Source organism: Microcoleus sp. AT3-D2, assembly GCF_036705715.1.
Lineage (GTDB): Bacteria > Cyanobacteriota > Cyanobacteriia > Cyanobacteriales > Microcoleaceae > Microcoleus.
Genome location: NZ_JAUBVE010000005.1, coordinates 119280 through 140791, shown reverse-complemented (window position 1 = coordinate 140791; position 21512 = coordinate 119280). Strand labels below are relative to the sequence as shown.

The following is a 21512-nucleotide window of genomic DNA, read 5'->3' as shown; positions in this document are numbered from 1 at the left end:
AGTCGCCTTTTAATATATCAAATTTAACTCACTTATGAACTTTTTATTTTTGATTCTTTCTTCTTCTCTTCCTTCGCCTCCTTAGCGTCTTCGCGGTTCGTTAAAAAAAATCTATTTTGGTGTCGAGGGTGGCTGCTCTGCAACGTCAGCCCCCATACCACGTATTCCCCGGCGAAGGTTAAAATTGTAAGTTACAATTTTCTGCCTTTCAGCAAATAAGTCGTCATAGATCCTTTGCCTTTAACATTAATTTTACCGCGCTTTTCCAACAAATACTTATCGCACAGCAACTCATAAGTTGAGCTGCTAACTTGAATTTTACCCGGAAGCCCCTGAGATTCCATGCGGCTTGCTGTATTCACAGCATCTCCCCACAAATCGTAAATAAACTTTTTAGTGCCGATGACACCTGCTACAACAGGCCCAGTATTAATGCCAATCCGGATATTGAGAGGTTTACCGCATTCATCGCGGAATTTCATAATTTCTTGCTGCATTTCCAGAGCCATTTCTGCAATAGATTCGGCGTGATTTGTACAGGGAAGCGGCAAACCGCCTGCTACCATATAATTGTCGCCGATCGTCTTAATTTTTTCTAAGCCGTATTCTTCGCTTAAGCGATCGAAAGATGAAAAAATTTTGTTAAGCAACTCGACTAATTCTTCAGGAGACGTGCGCGAAGATATTTCGGTAAAGCCCACAATATCAGCAAACAAAACCGTAACCTCGGCAAATCCGTCCGCAATATTTATCTGACCTTGTTTTAGGCGATCGGCAATCATTTCCGGTAAGATATTTAGTAATAAACGTTCCGACTTTTCTTGTTCGGCGCGCAATATTTCCTCAGCTTGTTTCCGCTGTGCGATTTCCTTGTATACTCGGTGAAACATTTGATTGAATGCGACCATGAGTTCTCCCAACTCGTCATCGCGCATGACAGACAGAGAGTAGAAATCAGGTTGTTTTCGATCTTTGCTCAAAGCGTCTCCAGCAGCGATCAAGTCATCGCGCAATCTCAAAATAGGTGCAATTACTGTCACCCCTAAAAAGAACATAGTCACAGAAGTGACAAAGGCTGATATAATGATGACTAGAACAGCAATCCGTGCGATAAATGCGTATAGTTCCGGCTGAACGGTGGAAGCATCGTGGCGAACAATTAAGATGTAATCGCCTCCCAAATGTCGCTCCGTCCAAGCAATATCGTACCTCTGGCCATCGAAATTGTGATTGTGAACTATACGAGATTCTTTTAGTTGCTCTAAACTGATTTCTGGCCGTTCGCCAAGTGTATATATTAGTTCACCGTTAGCTTGGTAAATAGATAGTCCTAGCACTACTTGAGAATCCTTAGTAATATTTTTCACTTCTTCTTGCAAGAAAGTGCGATCGGAAATATCTTGTTGAAGCAAAAATTCTAGGGAATCAACTGTCGCCCGAGATACTTGTTCCAGTTGGCTTAAAAGTTCATTTTCTCGCCGAAAATAAGAGGGAACTAAAATAATTCCTTCTATGACCAGAATGCTAGCAAATACCCACAAAGCTATTTGCCTAGACAAGCGAGATTGGAAAAATTTCAAGAATGATAAAATCCGCGATCGCATAAAATTTACTATTTTGCAAATGGCTAATGTAGGACATAGGAAAAAAAACCGGGTTTCTGGTAATCAATTTTGGGTGTGTCAACGAAGCAACCGCGCAGAAACCGGGTTCTCAAATCTCCTGTGTAATTCCTGTAATTGTCAGTAGTCAACAGCCAGCAGCCATTAAGCGTTACTTCTTGGCTAAGCACTAACGGCTAATGACTGATGACCCGCCCAAAAACGGATACCAGCCCCCGACTTAACTCGTGGATATATAAAAATTTTAGACCAAAGTTCAAGCTCCCAGATTCACCTGTGCAGTAAATCTAAAATCCAAAATCTAAAATCTAAAATCTAAAATTGACTGACTCCGGACTAACTAGCATACCCCTTAGTAATATAATAAACAAATTAAACCGAAACTGCGCTGACTAACCTGCCTGCAAGCAGATAAGTATTCATATCGCCCTTACCTTTGATGTGGATAATTCCTCTGTCTTCAAACAGATACTTATTTCTCAAGATATCGTAAGTTGATTGTGTGACTTGAATCGCGCCGGCAATCCCGTGAGATTCCATGCGGGCTGCTGTATTGACGGCATCGCCCCAGAGGTCGTAAATGAATTTTTTAGTGCCAATAACCCCCGCAATTGCAGGCCCGGTATTGATGCCGATGCGAATGTTAATTCCTGCATGATGTTTGGCATTAAATTTTGCTAATTCCTCCTGCATATCTAAAGCCATTTCCGCAATGCTTTCGGCGTGGTTGGTGCTGGGGTTGGGCAAACCTCCCACTACCATGTAAGCATCTCCAATTGTTTTGATTTTTTCCAACCCATACTTTTCCGTTAAACCATCGAAGGCTGAAAAAATTTCGTTGAGGAACTTGAGCAATTCTTCGGGAGATATTTGTGCTGAAAGCACGGTAAAGCCTACGATATCCGCAAACAAAATCGTGACTTCGGCGAAGCCGTCAGCAATACTGCTTTGGCCGTCTTTTAGCTTGGCAGCAATGGATTCGGGTAAAATATTGAGCAGCAGGCGATCGCTCTTTTCCTGTTCTTTCAGCAATTCTACATTAGTTTCTTGCAATTGTGCCGTGCGTTCCCTGACGCGCTGTTCTAATTGTTTAGCATTTTGGCGCAACCTGCTGATAGATAAAGTTAATCCTGTCACCCCTAAAATTGAAAGTCCTACTAACAGTAAAAACAGGTTTTTCAGTTCGTTGCGAGTATTTTGAGTGATGGTATCGAGAGGTTGAGTAATTTCTAATATTCCCCGCACATCTCCCACTTTCCAATCAGTTTTAGGACTGTCGCGGTGAGTATTGTGACAGTTAACGCAGCTAGGAGTTAGAATATCCGCTTCGGCATATCTAAAGGCTGGCTTGCCGCGATAATCCTCACTGCGAAAAAATTTTTGTGTCGGATTTTTTGTCAAATAGGTAATAGCTTGCCGTTCAAAATCGTCTCTGGCTCCGCCTTCTTTTCGCCGCCAGGGAAACGGGTAGTCGCTGTAGAGACGAAGTGATACTTCGGGATTTTTATTGGTGATATAGTTGCCCAGTTCTATTAAGAAAGTGGCTGGTACGGGAACTGTTACTTTTGTCGGGTTATAGTCGTGGGTAAAGTTAATTGCTTTAGCGGTGTTTAGAGGATTAACAACATCGGAACTGTAAAGGGTGCGGGCTTCTTTAACTGCTTGGGCATAGAGGGTGGCATTTTGGAGGGCTTGCGATTCAATTAGGGTGGAGGAAAGACGAGACATATTTGCCATCGCTACTCCTACACCTACACAAAATAAAATTGTCACCGCAAAGAGAATTCGCTTATAAATTAATTGGCTGATGGCAGCCCGAATTCGAGAAATCAACTGGCGCATGGTATCCTCAAGTGTGAGGTTGAATCTTGATTGGAATTTATGCACTACTAACATAACACTGCTTTTTCAAGTCGCTTTGTCGGCGTCGGGCTAAACCCAGACGGCGTAGTGCAAGGGATTGTTTATTGTTATTTACAGCGAGTGTTGGGGTTCTCCGTAAAAGTACGCATAACTTTATAACGCTTTTCAGTTGAGATATCAGGTAAGGACATGGCAGTGCCGTGTCCCTACTTCATGCAATTTTTGCTGTATCTAGGTTAGGATAGCAATTGTAGTCTATGGTTGGCGATCGTGAATTCTGACTCTACTGCCTCAGTTGCGCGCAACGAAATTTTTCCCGGAGAAGTTTTCGTCAATACTGCCAATTTTGATACCGGCATTCGGCGACTTTTACCTAAATATGACGAAATGCTGGATGTAGTAGTAGGCTGCATTGCTAACACAAACCACCGCATTTTAGAATTAGGCTGCGGTACGGGGGAACTTACTTTAAAAGTTCTCAAACGCTACCCGTCTGCGGAAATAGTGGCTGTCGATTACTCGCCGCGAATGCTTGATTTTGCCCGCGCCAAAATAGAGTCGGCAGGATACGCAGCCCGGTGGACTGGCATAGAAATGGACTTTGGAGAATGGGCGAACAACCCAAATTTCTCAGGCTTGGGCGATAAATTCAATGCTTGCATTTCATCTCTGGCAATTCATCATCTTGAGGATGAGATGAAGTTGAAATTGTTTCAACGCATTCGCGAAAATTTAAATGCTGGTGGCTGTTTTTGGAATGCCGACCCTCTTTTAGCAGAATCAGCAGCAATGAAAGATATTTATCAAGCGGCGCGAGAAGATTGGGCGCTAAATCAGGGGGAAACCTTAGCACAAATTCGGGCAAATGTGGGGACGAGTGTCTCTTACGGGTATTCTAATCCCGATCGCCTAGCTACACTTTCGGCACAGTTGGAAATGCTTGCCTCATCGGGATTTGAGACTGTTGCAGTGCCTTGGAAATACTACGGTATGGCAGTCTTTGGGGGATTTGTTAATTGAAAAAAGCAGTCCGCGACGCAGAACTTATATATGTAGGTGCGTCCAGGATTTTTAAAGAAAGATTGCAGTTAGTATTTTATGTTACTGAGTTCGCCTTGAGAAAATATATAATACTGTCAGGATTGAGGACACAAAATGACTGCAACTGCGATTCAAAGTATTGACTGGGATGCTTTTTCTTCGGAACTATCGGGAATTGAAATAATTAGCGATCGCGCGCAAGTTGTCAAGCTATCTCAAGACTATTATCACTTCAGTCCAGTTTTGCAACCTCTCTTAAGTGATAAAACAGGAGATTTAGTAGTGCGTCCGGCCAGCGAAGCCGAAGTTTTGCGGATTGCTGCAGCCTGCGTTAAATCCAAAATTCCGCTAACTGTTAGAGGTGCAGGAACGGGCAATTACGGGCAGTGCATTCCCCTCAAGGGCGGCGTCATTTTAGATATCAGCAAAATGAACAGTATCCGCTGGATAAAACCAGGTTTAGCTTGCGTAGAACCAGGGGTGAAAATGTCGGTTTTCGACAAACAAGCGCGAGAAACTGGTTGGGAATTGCGGATGGTTCCCTCAACCTATCGCACCGCAACGATTGGGGGATTTATCGGCGGCGGTAGCGGGGGAATTGGTTCGATAACTTACGGGCAATTGCGCGATCGGGGAAATCTTCATGCCGTTCGAGTCGTTACAATGGAAGACGAGCCCCGCGTCATCGAATTGCGCGGCGATGAAGTGCAAAAAGTCAATCACGCTTACGGCACAAATGGGATTATTACTGAGTTAGAAATTCCCCTCGCCCCTGCTTATCCTTGGGCGGAAATCATCGTCGCTTTTGACGATTTTATGACAGCGGCAAACTTCGGTCAAGCTTTGGGCGATGCTGACGGAATTATCAAAAAACTAATTTGTGTTTGTGCTTGGCCGATTCCTGCTTATTTTGCTGCTTTCCGCGAGGAGATTCCTGAAGGTAAGCACTGCGCTTTGTTAATGGTAGCTGAATCTTGTCTGGAACCGCTGCAAGATTTGGTGCGCGAATATGGCGGCACAATTTGCTATCAAAAAAACGCGCAAGCAGCGAGCAAAGGTGCAGCAATTGCTGAATTTACTTGGAATCATACAACTCTACACGCTCGCAGCGCTGACCCGTCTCTGACTTATTTGCAGACGATTTTTCCCCCAGATAAAGGTTTGAAGTTGATTGAGGAACTGTATAATTTTTATGGGGATGAGGTGATGATGCACTTGGAGTTTTTGCGGATGAATGGCAGGGCGATCGCCGCGGCTTTGCAAATAGTTCGCTACACTACGGAATCACGGCTAAATGAAATTATTCGCTATCACGAAGAGCAAGGCGCACTGATTGCTAATCCTCACACTTATATATTGGAAGATGGAGGGATGAAAAGTATTAATGTGGAACAGTTGCAGTTTAAAAAGTTGGTAGATCCTTACGGTTTGCTTAATCCGGGTAAAATGCGGGCGTGGTTGGAACGGGATTAAGGGGGATGGTTTTTAGATAAGATTCAGATCTTGAAATTGCTGCTAGACAAACGAAGTCCGCCTAAGCGCTGGCTTCGCTCACGCGGACTGAGAAATGAGCAAACAGCAGTTGTAAATTTAAGGGACGGGGGCGGTAATTTCTGCTGGTGCGATCGCCCCTGGTGTAGGTACAGCTTGCTTTTCCAGTAGTAGGCGCTGTTTGTTCCGATATTCTGTGGCCGCATCGTTCAAATTTTGGCGCTGTTCGGTATTAAATTCTTCCATGCTGCGGCCGCCTCCCAATCTGGATCTATGAATTAAATCCAAGATTGCGCTTCCGCTGCTGCCGCCGGAAAATGGGTCGGTATTGTCTTGAGTTTGAAAGTCTTGCAGCGGTTGGGCATTAGTTACACCGCTGGCTTGAGCGAAGCTTGCTTGAGGGGAGAACAGAGCACAGGATGCGATCGCGCTTGCAGCAATCCCCACCATCAATTTGCCAGATTTGGAAGTTTTGGTCTTCATAATTTATTAGTTGAACCTTCAAAAAAACAATTCTATCTAAACAATATTCTGACTTGTGACTAAATATTATATTACTTCGCTGGGGCTAAGGACAGGGCAATGCCCATTGGTGTCAACTTAAGCCTGAAAGCCTTGATAAATCTCGTTTTTACCTGAGTCCAGATCCCCCTAAATCCCCCTTAAGAAGGGGAGTAGGGGTTGACTTTGATCCATTTCCGGTTCCCCCCTTCTTAAGGGGGGCTAGGGGGGATCTAGGCTTAATAGTCCAACACCATTCTGTGACTGGGTTTGACGTTAAGTTGACACCAATGGGCTTTTGGAGTGTCCCTACAATTGATGGTGCAGGTTAAACGATCGCCCGCAGATAGGCCGCGATCGCCCTAACTAAGCAAACCGTCGCCGCAGCAGCGGTTGAATGCTCAGCAGCGCCACCAAATCAAACGCCAGCAGCACTAATAGCGCTCCTCCAAAGCTAACATTACCCCAAGGAGCGTGCATCACGACACTGGCTAGCGACCAATCGCTGTGCAGGTACAGGTAGCGGATGGGTTCGATCGCGTAACTCAGAGGATTGAGAGTCACCACAACTTGCAGCCACTCTGGCATAAATGACAGCGGCGCGAGGGCTGTGCTGGCAAATAACAGCGGCAGGTTAGTAACAAAAATTACCGCTATTAATTCTACGTGACCGGGAAGAGCGAAGGCTAAACCCAGACTCAAGCCGGTGACGCCCAAAACTAATAGTAGGACAATTAGGGCGATCGCCCCCAGTCCGGCAATTCCGGGGAATCCCGCGCCCAAAAACGCTCCCGCTGTAACGATTGTGCCGGTTTGGATAAAGCTGAGGGTGACGATAAAAATAGCCGAAGCCAGGACGATCGAAAATCTGGAAGCCAACGGCGCGACTAATAAGCGGTTGAGAAATCCGAACTCGCGATCGAACATGATTGGCAAACCGGCATTCAGCGCCCCGGCAAAGGCAGTAAAAACGATTACACCAGCGCCGAGAAATTGTCCGTAATTCTGGCTTTCGCCGAACAAGCCTGCGGGTGCATTTTCAAACAGAGCTCCGAACAAAACCAACCACATCAGGGGCTGAATAATGCCTGCAACTAGCGTCGAGGGGCGGCGCTGCAATTGAATAAACAGGCGCTTGGTTAAGGCTAGTGTTTCTTGGATGAAGTCGCCCAGCAGGGAACTGGAAGTGTCAGCGGATGCCGTGGAGAGTGGCCGCTGCTGGTTGAGGTTGTTGGGGGATGTAACAGTACCGCTCATAATTGCTTGTTGATTAAATCTAACTCTCTTTACAGTAGCAAGTCTGGAGGTATTGGTGCTGTTGGGCGGGCGATCGGTCTTTGTGTAGGGTTTTGGTAAACTGAATGTCCTGTTACCTGTCTAATTAGTTGATGAGTGGCATTAAACGCGAACTAACACCAGACGCTAGAAGTAGTTTATTTGACAAACATCTTCCCGGTACGTCACAGGTGGAACGACTGCTAAGGAAAGAGGGAAAAGCTCATGTTTTCAATGACAGAGCTACACTAGATGCAGTGACGGAAGCTATTATAGACAGAGGATATCTGACAGGAGTTGAGGATGAAACCGATGACTACGAACGTTATGGACTCTTCTTTGACGATGCGATCGGCTATCAAATTAGATCAGAGGGTAGTCGTATTCCCCTTTATTACGCTGAAATAAAAATTATCAAAGGAACAGATAAATATCATGTTATCCCACGCACCCGACCTCGCCGAACAAATTAATGACTGGGAATTTATCGAATTGTGGGTAGACCCGATTGTTTTTCCCCCTCGTATTGTGATGTTAGTGAGTGGAAAGAATGGAAGTTTTTGTATTTATGACCCATCAGCAAACTATACGTCTCTGTTTTTAAGTTCAAGCTATGATGAGGCTCATTCATGGCTTTTGGAAGATGAGTATGAGCGCTGCGATGGTCGGCTTTTAGCGGAGGAAATTGCTTGAGTCTTTTAGAAGAAATATTGTGGTAAAATTAAGGAGATCGGCATTATCAAAACTTGATAATTATCGAAACTTTAGGATATAATTGTTTTGATTAAAAATTGACTTCTTCCACCAATATGCCAGCCAAAAACCTCTATCACAATGTTGTCAAAAATGCCCTCCTTAAAGACGGATAGAGAATTACCCACGATCCCTTGCGATTAAAATGGGGAATTAAAGATATGTACGTGGATTTGGGCGCAGAGCGGATTTTAAGTGCTGAGAAGGCTGGACAGAAGATAGCTGTAGAAGTCAAAAGTTTTGTTGGCGCATCAGACATGAATGACCTGGAGAATGCCCTGGGTCAATACTTAGTTTACCGTTCTGTAATAGCTAGAACTGAACCAGATAGAAAGCTCTATCTAGCTATTACACAATCAGTTTTTAGCGAATTATTGTCTGAACCGCTTGGTCAAATTATTAGAGCAGATTATCAAGTATGTTTAATCGTTTTTGCTGAAAAAAATGAGGAGATAGTACAATGGGAACCTTAGAAAATTATCGTTGCATTATCAAAAAGATTCTGACTGAATATGCTCAAATACCTTATGCTTATGGAGATATTCAGATTCAAACGGTTTTTGATAGCGATTCAGACCGTTATTTGCTAATAATATTGGGGCGCGAAAACGATATTAGGGTTCACGGATGTTTAGTTCATGTTGATATTATTGAGGGAAAAATTTGGATTCAAAGAGATGGAACTGAAGAGGGAATTGCGAATGAGTTAGTAGCGGGGGGAATCCCAAAAGAACAGATTGTTTTGGGATTTCGTTCTCCCAATATTCGGCAGTACACCGGATTTGCGGTAAATTAAATAATGTTTTGGGATCTGGTAGGGCTTAGGGGATGATTGGGGCGATCGCTCTTGCTGTGACAGTGCTATGCTAGATAAGAGAGCGATCAGAAATTGGCGGGGAAAAAATCTTGTCAACTATCACGGATATAGGAACTTTAATTAGCCGTCACCCTGACATACATGGTGGCTGTCCAATTATTGCCGGAACGGGTGTTACAGTTCGGCGCATTGCTATTTGGTACAAGCAAAGTTTGAGTGCAGAAGAAATTGCCGATCGCATCGGGCATTTAACTCTCACCCAAGTCTATGCAGCTTTGACTTATTATCATGCTAACCGAGAGGAAATTGATGCTGATATTGCAGCGGAAGAAGCTGAGGGCGATCGAATAGAAGCATTGAATTCTCAGCGTAAGATTCAGAAGCAGCCGACGGATATAGCTTTGGAAATACCAACAGTAGCCAACTATCCCAGTCGCCGAGAATTTATGAAATTACCGCTGGAAGAGAGGGGAAGGATTTTAGAAAGACAAGCTGAGGCAATGTTGCAACATTACCAGGAAGATAGAGAATGGCAAGAATTAGAGTATGAGTAGTCTCTTATAAAAAGGGATAGTCAGGGCCGGGAGGTTGGTCCAGGCCGGGAGGTTGGTCAATGCTGGGAGGTTGTGAGTTGGGGTTAAAAAAGGGAGATTGTGGGTAAGGGCTGAGAGGTTGTGGAATCGAGGTGACTGAGTGTCCACAGTCTTTTAGTCGCTGCAAAATACTTAGCGTATGTATATCATAAAGAGTCGTACCATGATCATAGACGGGGAGTTGACCTTTTGGAGCACTTAGACTGTAGTTGAGATCAGGAATATCTCGGTTAAAATAAGTGTATCTGCCATCAGTGTAACCACGAGTAATCCATCCTAAGCGTTCCCAAAGAATTACCAATTCCACTGGATCGGCGAGTGGAGAGAACCCGTAACCTTGGAAATAACTGTGAACTCTACCACCCTGTATACCGTAACCGCTGCTATTTATTCTATCAAATTCCTGTACTTCTTTTTTTTTCCAATCATCCGCTTTTTTACATTCTTCCAAGATACCTAACTGGATGCTGAAACCAAAACGTCCGTCACTGTATTGTACCCAAAGCTGGTCAACAGTGCGTAAAATAGAACAAGGAATGCAACGTTGTAATGTTTTCGGATTTAAACGATACCTCTCCTGATTTCTGGGTAAACCCATAGCTCGATTTGTCGTCACAGCGAGGAGTCGCTCAGTTTCTTTATTAGCCTCTCTCCACTTTCCAGAGGCGAGTAAGTCCCGCAAAGTATTCGTGCTTGCTTGGCTTTTGTATTCGTATATGTTGACTAAAGTGACAAAGGCAGCGATCGCGATCGCAAGCCCAATTAAAATTCCCATCGTTTGGAAGTCCTAAATCTTAAAGTTTTTAGCTTGAGTTTAGTAGAGAAGGATTTTCACAAATCCCTCTCTGTTGTCTTTGTCAACACTATTGCGAGCGGCATAAATTATCCGATTATCACAATAATTTAATTTAATATCTAAGCGATCGCCTCTTATCGAAAATGTTTCCAGTAAAGAAATTGTGCAACATTAAAAAAATGGCTCTCGCTCGCTTCTATCTGCTAAGGATTAACTAACACATCCTAATTTTGGATAATTTTCGCTTTAGTTTTAGACAGAAATTCTCATAAATCCATCTATTTTACCTTGATAAACACGATTGCCATCAACATAAACTGTGCCATTAGCCCAAGGATCTATAGAGAACTCAACTTCTCCCTGCTGATTAGTTCGTTTGCGATCTGTTTGTCCCTGCTTTAAAAAATCATTGTTTCCAACGCCAACCTCTTTCCCTTTGATGGGTTGTCCAGTTTTCGCCGAAATCAGTTGAATGACTACCATCTTTAGCTACCTCGATTATCCAAAAAGCTTTTACATATCCTAATTATTCACATCAGAGCTTGGTTATGACTATCGGAAAAAGTCAGATTTTGTCTGATCTTGAAAAACTACGATTGTTGGCAAATGTTAGAAAATGTCAGAAGATGTCAGATATAATTGGCAAAACCTCTAGCAGCTAGCCGACTAATGGATGTTAAAGAAGTGTTGAGATTTACCGACAACCTAGTTTTCGCCAAAACAGGAAAACACCTAGCCGATGTGCAAGAGACTGTACTGCGGGGTGTTTGGCAAGGTAAGACATACATTCAGATCGCCGAGGAATCTGGCTACAGTGAGGGTTACACTAGGGATGTTACCTCAAAATTATTGAAAGTTTTGTCAAAGTTATTAAGAGAAGATATAAATAAATCAAATTTTCGATCGACAATGGAAAGATATCAAGTTTCTCACAATTCTAATTTCCTCAATTATAATTTTTTAGAACAGGGTAACATCAACTTCTGCACAGAAGCCTCACAGCCTCCCCAAACTTCACAACACTCACCCCCAACACAAACCTCAACTGAAGACAAAACCCAACAGAAACCGCGACTCGATTTAAGAGATGCACCGGCTCTCAAAACATTCTACGATCGCCATTCATTTCCCCTCAGCGCCCTCGAAACCTGGATTCTAGAGCAAAACTGCCGCCTCCTCACCATCACAGGCATGGCAGGCACCGGCAAAAGTGCGATCGCCCGTCACCTCATCCCCCAAATTCAAACTCAATTCGATCGCATCATCTGGCGCAGTCTCCGCACCTCCCCACCCCTCGAAACAACCCTCAAAACCCTCATTCAATTTCTCTCAAATCAACCAGAAATTAACATACCCGCCAACACCGATGTTCAGTTGTCAATCCTAATAGAAACATTGCGCGAAAATCCCTGTCTCATCATCCTCGATGACGTGCAGCAAATTCTCAGCAGCGGGCAACTTGCAGGACATTATAAACTCGGATATGAAAACTACGGAACCTTATTTAAACTTATCGGCGAAATTCCCCACAATAGCTGCTTAATTCTCAATAGTTGGGAACCTCCCTCAGACATCATCACATTCACCGACGATAATTCAGCAGTACGTTTATTGCAGTTAACAGGTTTAGGTGAAGCAGCAACAGAAATTCTTAGACAAAAGGGTTTGTTGGATGAAGAATACTGGTCAGAATTGATTAACCTTTATCAAGGTAATCCCCTCTGGTTAAAATTAGTCGCTCAAACCATTAACAACTTATTTGGCGGTAGAGTCTCTCAATATTTAAGCTATCAACCAGTATTTTTAAGCGATGAATTGACACCGATATTGCAGCAGCATTATCAGCGGTTGTCCGAAATAGAAAAACAGGCTATTTCGCAACTTAGTAATGAAATCGAACCTGTTTCCTTTACTCAATTTCTGGCAAAATGTCAAGGTTCGCAGGGCGAATTATTTAAAGCAATTCAATCTTTAGCCAGACGGGGAATGATCGAAAAATTGAGCGGTGAAACTGAAACCGTTTTCACGATTCCACCTGTGTTAAAACAGTATGTTAAAATGGTGGCAGAATAGTCTTAAATATCTAGCTAAATGAGAGAAAACCATGACCGCAACTCCTACCCAACCTAAGCAGATTCTCAGTTTCGAGCAATTTGTGAAGCAACTTCCCGATGAAGAAGGCCGCTATGAACTTGTCAATGGAGAAATTGTGAAAATATTACCAATAAGATTGCATGAGGATGTTGCTGATTTTCTGATAAAACAATTTGATAGAGAAGTCGATCGCGTTCCGCTCAATTACAGGGTATCTGGCAGATTTATGCTGAGGACATTAACCCCGAATGGTAAAGAACAAGGCCGCCATCCTGATGTTACAGTAGTAGACAAAACCCTCTGGGAATCGCAGCCCTTCGCCTATTCAGCCCTAACTGAACCACCACAATTAGTTGTAGAAGTTGTCTCAACAAATTGGGAAGATGATTATATCGACAAGCTGGATGAATATCAACGGCTGGGAATTTCTGAATATTGGATTGTCGATTATTTAGCTTTGGGTAGCAGAAACTATTTGGGCAACCCGAAAGAGCCAACTGTTTTTGTTTACCTGCTTGATGAAAATGGGGTTTATCAAATGACTGCTTACAGAGGAACTGAGCGAATTATATCTCGAACTTTCCCCGAATTAGCATTGACAGCAGAGCAAGTGTTAGATGTATGATATCAAATCCACCTTGAATATCGGTTTATCTCTTAGTCTGCGAAGGCAGAATTCGTTTGTGTAGACTCGGTTTCTACCGCCGAAATACTTAACCCTCAAGATTGTTTTTGGGCTAACAAGCGCGATCGCACAACGCTGAGATCCGGTGGAATACCTAACAAAAGCTGACGGACGGAATCGGCTAATTGCTCGCGATAATTGAGATAAGCTTCTACTGCTTCTTGGTGTCGGAGATAATAGCCGATCGCACTATAGACATCGGACAACGACAGAGTTGAATAACGCTGTACAATAGATTCTGGCGACGCACCATCCTGAAAAGCTCTAATCACCAATTCCAGCAAAACTCTTGAGTTTCCCACCCGAATAGCACCTGTTGCATCTTCTCGGAAAGGAGGCGCTTCAACTTCTAAAACAAGATTCATCTATTAATATCTCCCAAAATTAGCATCTTATTTTTTCGCTCCCCTCTTAAGATTGTAGCTAAAAAAACCATCGCCCCTTCCTTGAATCAAAAAGTGCGTGAAGCGGAGCTATCCCCAAAGAGAATCGCCCGCATTAACTTAAATAGGACTAAGGCCAAAGAAACCCGGTTTCTGAGGAAAATCTGGTTTGGCGACCAGAAATCTGTCAAGAAACCGGGTTTCTGACCCCGCGCGCGGAGCTTCCCATTAAACTAAACTACGATCGCATCGCCTGTTTTTGCTCGGCCTTCAAATCGCGGTTGCTAGCAGCAGCCAACTCCGCATCCAACAGCGTCTTACCTGTCGCCGCCAAATACACATCATCCAAACTCGGCCGAGATTGAGCAATCCCAAAAGTAGGAAGTCCCGCATTTTTTAAAGCTTGCTGAATAGTCACCAGCGCATCGCTTTGCGGTGTTACTACTAAATTGAGAGAATTTCCTTGAGCGGTATTGACAATTACTTCCTGCACAAAAGGCAGCGATTGCATCAGATTTTTAGCTTTTTCGGCTTCTTCGATCGGCGAAAACTCCCGAATCCGCAAAGTCACCCGATCGCCCCCAACCCGATTTTTTAACTCCTCCGGCGTCCCCTCAGCAATCACCGTACCCTTGTCAATAATCGCCACGCGATCGGCCAAAGCATCCACTTCTTCGAGATAGTGGCTGGTAATCAACACCGTCGTACCTTCCTCCCGCAAGCGACGCAGGAAATCCCACACTACCACCCGGCTTTCAATATCGAGCCCGACAGTCGGTTCGTCTAACACCAAAACATCCGGCTGGTGAAGCAACCCAGCAGCTAAGTCGAGGCGTTTGCGGATACCGCCGGAATAAGTGCCCGTCTTTTTATTTTCCCACTCCTCCAAACCGAGGAGTTTCACCATTTTCTCAATCCGCCCTTTAATCGTATGGCGCGGCAAATGGTAAAGCGCTGCTTGCAGTTGCAGGAGTTCCCGCCCCGTCAGCACCTTATCGAGAGCCACTTCTTGGGCGACATAGCCTAGTCTTTGTCTGGCAATTCTCGGCTGGCTGACAGCAGAAATGCCAGACACTTCAATGCGTCCGCTATCGGGCGCACTCAAAGTACAAAGTACCCGCAGGGTTGTGGTTTTGCCTGCACCGTTGGGGCCTAGCAAACCAAATATTTCCCCCGGTTCTACCTTGAAGGAAACATCTTTAACGGCTTCTACAGTGCCGTAGCGTTTCTGAAGATTTTCAATTAAAACGGCGGGAGCCATATATTTTGGGGATGAACTGGTTGTTAATATTTTGACACTTCCGGACTCAAATTGCCGGAATGGTCGATCGACCAATGCGACTCGCTATGCTTGTAACGATCGCACCATCCTCCTCAACCGGAAACTGCTTATTGTTTTGATTTTTAATACCCGTTTATAAAATATCAACTTTCTAAAGGCTCCCAGCCCCTACCCCATCAGTCTTTCCCTATCTCAAATCTCAAATCTCACCTCCAAAAAATTATGAGTTTTGAGTTAATTTTAACCTCTGGGTTAACAACTCAAAACTCACAATTTTTCAACAAGTAGAGATGCACCCGAAACCTGTTATTTTATAATAATCTCTACCTATAGGCTGATGTGTAAGGCGATTTTGATAATTCACACCGCTCTCTCACGCCTCAAACTTTCGATCCAAGTATTAAACACAAAAAACTTCCTGAAGTGGCCATTTCTACTTTTAACCAGTTCGCCAAAAAATGTAACTGTAGCCCCGTGCTCTAAACCCCGATAGTTATCAGTCATTACCAATTCTTTAATCGATTTAATCGAAAATCGAAAATCGAAAATCGAAAATCGTATTAACTCCTCCTCAAGGAGGTTGACGGCCGCCTCTTTAATCGATAATTTTTACCCAACCGCGGCGCACGTTGTACAGAAGTCGGTTGATGATGGCATACTCATCTTCATTCAGCGTTCTTTCTAAGAGTGCAGATCTGAGCTGGCTCCGGTCGTGGCGAGTCACGACGCTGGAGAACATTATCTGACCAAATAACTCTTCGAGTGTCATTTGGGAGAGTGACATGATAAACCTCCTAGTTGATTGAGACATATAAAATTTTTACACCCTGACTTTAATAATCCTATTATGAGCTCTGGGAGCGACTCCAAAGGCGATCGAAAACAGTGACACAGTGTGATTTTTGCGCTACAAATCTGTGACCGAGACTTAGATGGCAAGTGACTCGGATCTTTTAAATTTGTGATGTTTGTCACGGAACTCAGAAGGAATAAGTCAAGGGTGAAGAAGTTAAGCGTGAAGAAGTCACCGGTCCGAAGGAAAAAAGTCATCAAGCGCGATCGGCAAATGATAGCTTCGCTTATCGCCCTCAAAAAATCTCAATCCCGTCCTCATGGCTTCTCAACCTCATTTTCCCCATAGCTAATTTTCCACCTTATTGAGGCATCGGTCAATAGTCGCCACAACCGACTGGGCCAACTCTTTGAGCGCGTAACCCCCCTCCAAACCAAAGGCGATGCGGCGGGTGATTTGCAGGCAATATCCCGTGAAAGTACCGTAATCTGACGGACCCAGAGTCATGCTCGCCAGCGGATCCGACGCAGTAGCGTCGTAACCGGCGCTGACAATCAACAAATCCGGTTCAAATTTTGACAAAAAAGGCACGACAAGAGATTCAAAGGCGCTCAGGTATTCAGCTATGCCGCCGCCCGGATACAGGGGGATGTTCAGCACGTTGCCGTAGGCCCCGTGCTCGTCGGCATCTCCCGTTCCCGGATAGCACGGAGATTGGTGCAGGGAACAGTAGGCAATTTGCCGGCTGTTTTCCACCACAGATTGAGTGCCGTTGCCGTGGTGCACGTCCCAGTCGAGGACGGCAACGCGGTTAATTCCCGGCTGTTCCAGGGCGTAGTTCGCTGCGATGGCAGCATTGGAAAACAAGCAAAAACCCATCGCGCGGGCTTTTTCGGCATGGTGTCCCGGCGGTCTGGCCAGCACAAAAGCCGGTTCCCCCGCAGCCAGCACTCGATCGACCCCATCGAGCCAAGCACTCGCCGCTAGCAGCGCTACGTCGTAACTTTCAGCAGAAATCGGCGTATCACCGTCGAGGTAGCCGCCTCCCCGATGAGCCAAATGTTCGACTTCTTTGATGTATCTTTGCGCGTGAACTTTTTTGAGAGCCGAGAACAGTGCTTGTTCGCGCTGCGCCACTGGGGTGGGCAGTTGCCACTCAATTTGGGCAGCCCAAGGAGCAGCTTTCAGAGCATTGACGATCGCCGTTAAACGTTCTGGTCGCTCTGGGTGAAGCATTCCAGTCTTGTGCAGCAAGAAATCTTCGGAGTAGATGACGGGTAGCATCGGCTGATTTTAGATTTTAGATTTTAGATTTTTAGTTGGCTTTAAGAAGGCCTTCGGTTTTGTGAAATTAAAATTGCGATCGAGTAACCATTTTAATTTCTTATATGGCCGTCAAAAAAACTCACGAAAGCATGAAACCCGACCGCCTAAAAAAACCTTTTTAGCTTGTGCCAACTGCTGACAAAATCACCAACTGACAAATCATCAATTGTGCTTGTTTCGTTCCTTAATTTTTCTGGCAACTTTCCCATAAAGTTCAAGGCAAATTGTGATATAATTTCAGGAGTAATTGGCAATATTTGGCAGCTCTACTGAATCCAAACCGATTTTATCGCATTTTTGAGATTTATAGCCGTCAAATTTAAATTTTTAACGGAGTTTTTCAACCTATGAGCACCTCTGAGTCGCGGATAATCCCGACGGATCTGGGTAATGAGATGTCCCGATCGTACTTGGAATACGCCATGAGCGTAATAGTCGGTCGGGCGCTACCAGATGCCAGGGACGGTCTCAAGCCCGTTCACCGACGCATTCTCTACGCCATGAACGAATTGGGCTTGACTCCCGATCGACCTTTCCGCAAATGCGCCCGCGTCGTGGGGGAGGTGCTGGGCAAGTATCACCCGCACGGAGATACAGCGGTTTACGACGCCCTGGTGCGGATGGCTCAGGATTTTTCCATGCGGGAACGCCTGATCAACGGCCACGGCAACTTCGGCTCCGTTGACAACGACCCGCCCGCTGCCATGCGTTACACCGAGTGTCGCCTGACAGCTTTGACGAGCGACTCCATGCTGCGCGATATCGACTCGGAAACAGTTGATTTCGGCGACAACTTCGACGGTTCCCAGCAAGAACCCCTCGTACTCCCGGCACGCATCCCCCAAATTTTGCTCAACGGTTCCTCCGGGATTGCTGTAGGGATGGCCACCAACATTCCGCCGCACAATTTAGGCGAAATAATTGACGGTTTAGTAGCACTAATCCACAATCCAGCAATTACTGACCTGGAATTGATGCAGTACATTCCCGGCCCGGACTTTCCCACCGGAGGGCAAATTCTCGGTAGAGGCGGCATTCGCGATGCTTACACCACCGGGCGCGGTTCGATTACAATGCGCGGAGTCGCCGGCATTGAAACCATCGAACATCCCGGCCGCCCCGACAAAGAAGCAATTATTATCACCGAATTGCCTTACCAAACAAACAAGGCAGCCCTAATTGAGAAAATTGCCGAACTTGTCAACGACAAAAGATTAGATGGAATTTCCGACATTCGCGACGAAAGCGATAGAGACGGAATGCGGATCGTGATCGAACTCAAGCGCGACGCCTATCCCCGCGTCGTCCTCAACAATCTCTATAAACAAACACCCCTCCAAGCCAACTTTGGAGCCAATATGTTAGCGCTAGTAAATGGGGAACCCCAACTACTTACGCTCTCCCAATTCCTCAATGTCTTCCTAGATTTTCGCATTGAGACAATTACTCGCCGGACTCAATATGAGCTCCGCAAAGCAGAAGAACGCGACCACCTTCTGCAAGGCTTATTAATTGCCCTAGACAACTTAGATGCAATTATTCACCTAATTCGCGCCGCTGCCGACTCCGCAGCAGCCAAACAAGAATTGATGGATAATTACGGTCTTTCTGAACAGCAATCCGACGCAATTCTGCAAATGCAGCTCCGGCGTTTGACAGCATTAGAAGCGCAAAAAATTCAGCAAGAACACGAAGAACTGCGAACTAAAATCGCAGACTTGGAAGATATCTTAGCGCGCCGGGAACGCATCTTAGAAATCGCCGAATTTGAAGCAGTCGAAATCCAAACCAAAATCGCGACTCCTAGACGCAGCGTCATCGAACACGCCGAAGGAGAAATCGATGAAAGAGATTTAATTGCCAACGAACAAGCAATTATTCTGATCACAGAGCAAGGTTACATCAAGCGGATGCCGGTCAGCACTTTCGAGGCCCAAAGTCGCGCTACTCGCGGCAAAGCAGGCGCGAAAATGAAAGAAGATGACGGAGTAGAACATTTCCTTTCTTGTTGCGATCACGACAGCGTTTTGTTCTTCAGCGACAGGGGCGTAGTTTACTCTGTCAAAGCTTATCAAATTCCCATCTGTTCCCGGACTGCCCGCGGCACTCCCGTGGTACAACTGCTGCCGATTCCGATAGAAGAAAAAATTACTTCTATGGTGTCAGTGACAGAATTTACCAGTGAAGAATACTTGGTGATGTTGACTCGCGGCGGCTACATCAAGAAAACCGCACTTTCAGCTTTTGGCAACATCCGCACTAATGGATTAATCGCCATTTCTCTAGAAGAAGGCGACCAACTGCGCTGGGTACGCAGAGCAAAAGTGGGTGACAGCATCATCATCGGTACGCGCCAAGGCATGGCAATTCATTTCCGCACCAATCACGAACAGTTGCGCCCAGTCGGCCGCGCGACGCGGGGTGTAAAATCAATGAAATTGCGATCGGGCGATGAGTTGATTAGCATGGACATTTTGCCCAGTTCAATTGTTGCCGAAATTGCTGAATTGGAAACTGAAGACTCGGAATTAGAGGGAGCTAATATTGCTCTATTAGAAACTGAAGACTCGGAATTAGAAGGAGGCGAAATTGCTGAATTGGACACTGAAGATGGGGAATTGGAAGACGAAGAATTAGAACTGCAAGCCGAGGAAATTGAAGGCGAAGAGGTCGAAGAAATTTCGACAGTTAGCAGCGAAGTTCCTTCGGTGTTGGTAATCACCACTAACGGCTATGGCAAGCGGGTTCCAGTTTCTCAATTCCGCCTACAAAGACGGGCTGGCAAGGGATTGACGGCTACTAAATTCAAGTCGAAAAAGGGTAAGGATCAGGTAGCTGCGCTGCGAATTGTCAACGAAGATGACGAGTTGATGATCATTACCAACCGAGGTATTATTATCCGTCAGGCTGTGAGTGCAATTTCCACGCAATCGCGCACAGCAACGGGTGTGCGGGTGCAGCGGTTAGATGAGGATGATTCGATCGTAGCTGTGGCTTTAGTGCCGCCTGCTGGTGAAGAATCGGCAGAAGAATTGGAATGTGACGAAGTGGCAGAATAGTCATAGGTTAATAGTTTGTAAGGTGCGCGTTGCGTACCTTACTGCTGAATGGTAAAAATGCGATCGTTTGTAGGGCGCTCCGTGGGTACTTTACTGCTGAATGGTAAAAATGCGATCGCGCCTACTCATATCAATTCCGGCTGCGCCACAATGATATCAAATCCGCGTTTCATCGTCCTGATAAAGTCGAATCAAGCTGCCAACAAATAATTCGCGCCATTTTCAGTTTTTTGACTCACAGTCAACAGTCAACAGTCAACAGTCAACAATCATTCCGGTGCAACCGGAATGGATATCAGAAGTTTTCCCTCAAAAGTCAAAGATTTTTTCCGGTGAGGTAATGATGAGTCAACTCCAAACCAAACTACTAACTGATACCTGGGTTACAGCGACTTGGGATGAATATATAGAAATTATTAAACAGCCGGAGTACGATCGAGCAAAATGCTACTATTACAACGGACAGTTGAGGATTGAAATGGCAGCAGTCGGGCCAGATCATGCTGATGACAACGGAATTATCGTCATCTTAATCAATTTATTTGGCATTGCTAAAGGTATAAAAATGAGACTGCTGGTCAACTGTAGCTACGCCAAAACGGGTGTCAGAGGCGCTCAACCTGATGCTTCTTACTACATCGGAGACCGGGTGCAAACGGCACCTCGCGGCAGTTCTGTAGTGAATTTAGATAGCCTAGTTTCCCCAGATTTAGCGATTGAAATTGCCGACAGTTCTCTCGTAGACGATTTGGGTACCAAAAGAATGATTTATGAAGAATTAGGAGTGTCTGAGTATTGGGTAGTAGACGTACAAAAAGCGCAAGTTATTGCTTTCAAAATAATTGCTAACCGTGGAAGCGAACGTCTGACGGAATCTCAAGTTTTGCCGGGGCTAAAAGTTGCTTTATTAGAGGAAGGTTTGCGCCGCAGTCGCCAGACGGACAATACAGAAGTAGGTAACTGGTTCTTAGAGGAAGTTCGCGGGAATCCTCAATAGTGCGATCGACTGCATTCTTTTTTTAGCTGGAGGCTAAAAACCCGGTTTCTACGAGTTTTGTGAACAGGAACGAGAAATATAGGAACAAACCGGATTTCTGAGGTCTGCGTGTGTCCAAGACACGGCAATGCCATGTCCGGC

General features: G+C 45.1%; 21 protein-coding genes and 1 pseudogene. 12 read left to right on the top strand and 10 right to left on the bottom strand.

Annotation, left to right across the window (positions count from 1 at the left end):
* Positions 1-191 precede the first annotated feature (191 nt).
* Both QUB44_RS04095 and QUB44_RS04090 read right to left on the bottom strand, forming a co-directional pair.
* Positions 192-1604, bottom strand: coding sequence for an adenylate/guanylate cyclase domain-containing protein (locus QUB44_RS04095; RefSeq protein ID WP_333363385.1), 1413 nt, complete (start codon positions 1602-1604; stop codon positions 192-194).
* 390 nt (positions 1605-1994) lie between these two features.
* Positions 1995-3314 (bottom strand): annotated as a pseudogene (locus tag QUB44_RS04090) (adenylate/guanylate cyclase domain-containing protein); the annotation flags it as partial.
* A 441-nt stretch (positions 3315-3755) separates the two neighbouring features.
* Between QUB44_RS04090 and QUB44_RS04085 the strand changes: the two are divergent.
* Positions 3756-4505 carry a class I SAM-dependent methyltransferase gene (locus QUB44_RS04085; protein WP_333363382.1) on the top strand — a complete coding sequence of 250 codons (750 nt, stop codon included), beginning with the start codon at positions 3756-3758 and terminating at the stop codon, positions 4503-4505.
* 135 nt (positions 4506-4640) lie between these two features.
* Positions 4641-5999, top strand: a complete 1359-nt coding sequence (locus QUB44_RS04080; protein WP_333363379.1) for an FAD-binding oxidoreductase — start codon at positions 4641-4643, stop codon at positions 5997-5999.
* Positions 6000-6116: 117 nt separating this feature from the next.
* Here the strand turns inward: QUB44_RS04080 and QUB44_RS04075 are convergent, their stop codons facing one another.
* Together QUB44_RS04075 and QUB44_RS04070 are read right to left on the bottom strand one after the other, a co-directional pair.
* The gene (locus tag QUB44_RS04075; RefSeq protein WP_333363375.1) at positions 6117-6500 is read right to left on the bottom strand and encodes a hypothetical protein; all 384 of its coding nucleotides are present in this window, start codon (positions 6498-6500) and stop codon (positions 6117-6119) included.
* A 384-nt stretch (positions 6501-6884) separates the two neighbouring features.
* Positions 6885-7775 (bottom strand): ABC transporter permease, encoded by an 891-nt coding sequence (locus QUB44_RS04070; protein ID WP_333363373.1) that lies wholly within the window; start codon positions 7773-7775, stop codon positions 6885-6887.
* Between the two features lie 131 nt (positions 7776-7906).
* Between QUB44_RS04070 and QUB44_RS04065 the strand changes: the two genes are divergently transcribed.
* The 5 genes from QUB44_RS04065 (at position 7907) to QUB44_RS04045 (ending at position 9917) form a co-directional block, all read left to right on the top strand.
* Positions 7907-8266 carry a DUF6972 family protein gene (locus QUB44_RS04065; RefSeq protein WP_333363370.1) on the top strand — a complete coding sequence of 120 codons (360 nt, stop codon included), beginning with the start codon at positions 7907-7909 and terminating at the stop codon, positions 8264-8266.
* Positions 8229-8486: a hypothetical protein gene (locus QUB44_RS04060; protein WP_333363367.1), complete on the top strand. Its 258-nt coding sequence runs from the start codon at positions 8229-8231 to the stop codon at positions 8484-8486. The genes QUB44_RS04065 and QUB44_RS04060 overlap by 38 nt, the downstream gene beginning before the upstream one ends.
* 179 nt (positions 8487-8665) lie before the next feature.
* Positions 8666-9019: an element excision factor XisH family protein gene (locus QUB44_RS04055; RefSeq protein WP_333363505.1), complete on the top strand. Its 354-nt coding sequence runs from the start codon at positions 8666-8668 to the stop codon at positions 9017-9019.
* A complete protein-coding gene (locus tag QUB44_RS04050; protein WP_333363364.1) occupies positions 9007-9342 on the top strand; it encodes a XisI protein in 336 nt (111 codons plus the stop codon). The genes QUB44_RS04055 and QUB44_RS04050 overlap by 13 nt, the downstream gene beginning before the upstream one ends.
* A 110-nt stretch (positions 9343-9452) precedes the next feature.
* Positions 9453-9917 carry a DUF433 domain-containing protein gene (locus QUB44_RS04045; protein ID WP_333363362.1) on the top strand — a complete coding sequence of 155 codons (465 nt, stop codon included), beginning with the start codon at positions 9453-9455 and terminating at the stop codon, positions 9915-9917.
* A gap of 4 nt (positions 9918-9921) precedes the next feature.
* Here the strand turns inward: QUB44_RS04045 and QUB44_RS04040 are convergent, their stop codons facing one another.
* Together QUB44_RS04040 and QUB44_RS04035 are read right to left on the bottom strand one after the other, a co-directional pair.
* Positions 9922-10731 (bottom strand): GUN4 domain-containing protein, encoded by an 810-nt coding sequence (locus tag QUB44_RS04040; RefSeq protein WP_333363359.1) that lies wholly within the window; start codon positions 10729-10731, stop codon positions 9922-9924.
* Between the two features lie 273 nt (positions 10732-11004).
* Positions 11005-11235: a hypothetical protein gene (locus QUB44_RS04035; RefSeq protein ID WP_333363357.1), complete on the bottom strand. Its 231-nt coding sequence runs from the start codon at positions 11233-11235 to the stop codon at positions 11005-11007.
* 186 nt (positions 11236-11421) lie between these two features.
* Between QUB44_RS04035 and QUB44_RS04030 the strand changes: the two genes are divergently transcribed.
* Both QUB44_RS04030 and QUB44_RS04025 read left to right on the top strand, forming a co-directional pair.
* Positions 11422-12825, top strand: a complete 1404-nt coding sequence (locus tag QUB44_RS04030) for an NB-ARC domain-containing protein (protein ID WP_333363354.1) — start codon at positions 11422-11424, stop codon at positions 12823-12825.
* A 31-nt stretch (positions 12826-12856) separates the two neighbouring features.
* Positions 12857-13471: a Uma2 family endonuclease gene (locus tag QUB44_RS04025; protein ID WP_333363351.1), complete on the top strand. Its 615-nt coding sequence runs from the start codon at positions 12857-12859 to the stop codon at positions 13469-13471.
* A 95-nt stretch (positions 13472-13566) separates the two neighbouring features.
* Here the strand turns inward: QUB44_RS04025 and QUB44_RS04020 are convergent, their stop codons facing one another.
* The 4 genes from QUB44_RS04020 to QUB44_RS04005 form a co-directional block, all read right to left on the bottom strand.
* Positions 13567-13896: a DUF433 domain-containing protein gene (locus tag QUB44_RS04020; RefSeq protein WP_333363348.1), complete on the bottom strand. Its 330-nt coding sequence runs from the start codon at positions 13894-13896 to the stop codon at positions 13567-13569.
* Between the two features lie 256 nt (positions 13897-14152).
* Positions 14153-15175, bottom strand: a complete 1023-nt coding sequence (locus QUB44_RS04015) for an ATP-binding cassette domain-containing protein (protein WP_333363346.1) — start codon at positions 15173-15175, stop codon at positions 14153-14155.
* 616 nt (positions 15176-15791) lie between these two features.
* Positions 15792-15980 carry a hypothetical protein gene (locus tag QUB44_RS04010; protein WP_333363343.1) on the bottom strand — a complete coding sequence of 63 codons (189 nt, stop codon included), beginning with the start codon at positions 15978-15980 and terminating at the stop codon, positions 15792-15794.
* Positions 15981-16337: 357 nt separating this feature from the next.
* Positions 16338-17273 (bottom strand): histone deacetylase, encoded by a 936-nt coding sequence (locus QUB44_RS04005; protein ID WP_333363341.1) that lies wholly within the window; start codon positions 17271-17273, stop codon positions 16338-16340.
* A 389-nt stretch (positions 17274-17662) separates the two neighbouring features.
* On the opposite strand from QUB44_RS04005, the gene gyrA reads away from it, so the two are divergent.
* From gyrA to QUB44_RS03990, 3 genes are all read left to right on the top strand, one after another.
* Positions 17663-20374 (top strand): DNA gyrase subunit A, encoded by a 2712-nt coding sequence (gyrA, locus tag QUB44_RS04000; RefSeq protein ID WP_333363338.1) that lies wholly within the window; start codon positions 17663-17665, stop codon positions 20372-20374.
* A gap of 57 nt (positions 20375-20431) precedes the next feature.
* Positions 20432-20584 carry a hypothetical protein gene (locus QUB44_RS03995; RefSeq protein ID WP_333363336.1) on the top strand — a complete coding sequence of 51 codons (153 nt, stop codon included), beginning with the start codon at positions 20432-20434 and terminating at the stop codon, positions 20582-20584.
* A 130-nt stretch (positions 20585-20714) separates the two neighbouring features.
* Positions 20715-21371 carry a Uma2 family endonuclease gene (locus tag QUB44_RS03990; protein ID WP_333363333.1) on the top strand — a complete coding sequence of 219 codons (657 nt, stop codon included), beginning with the start codon at positions 20715-20717 and terminating at the stop codon, positions 21369-21371.
* Positions 21372-21512 lie beyond the last annotated feature (141 nt).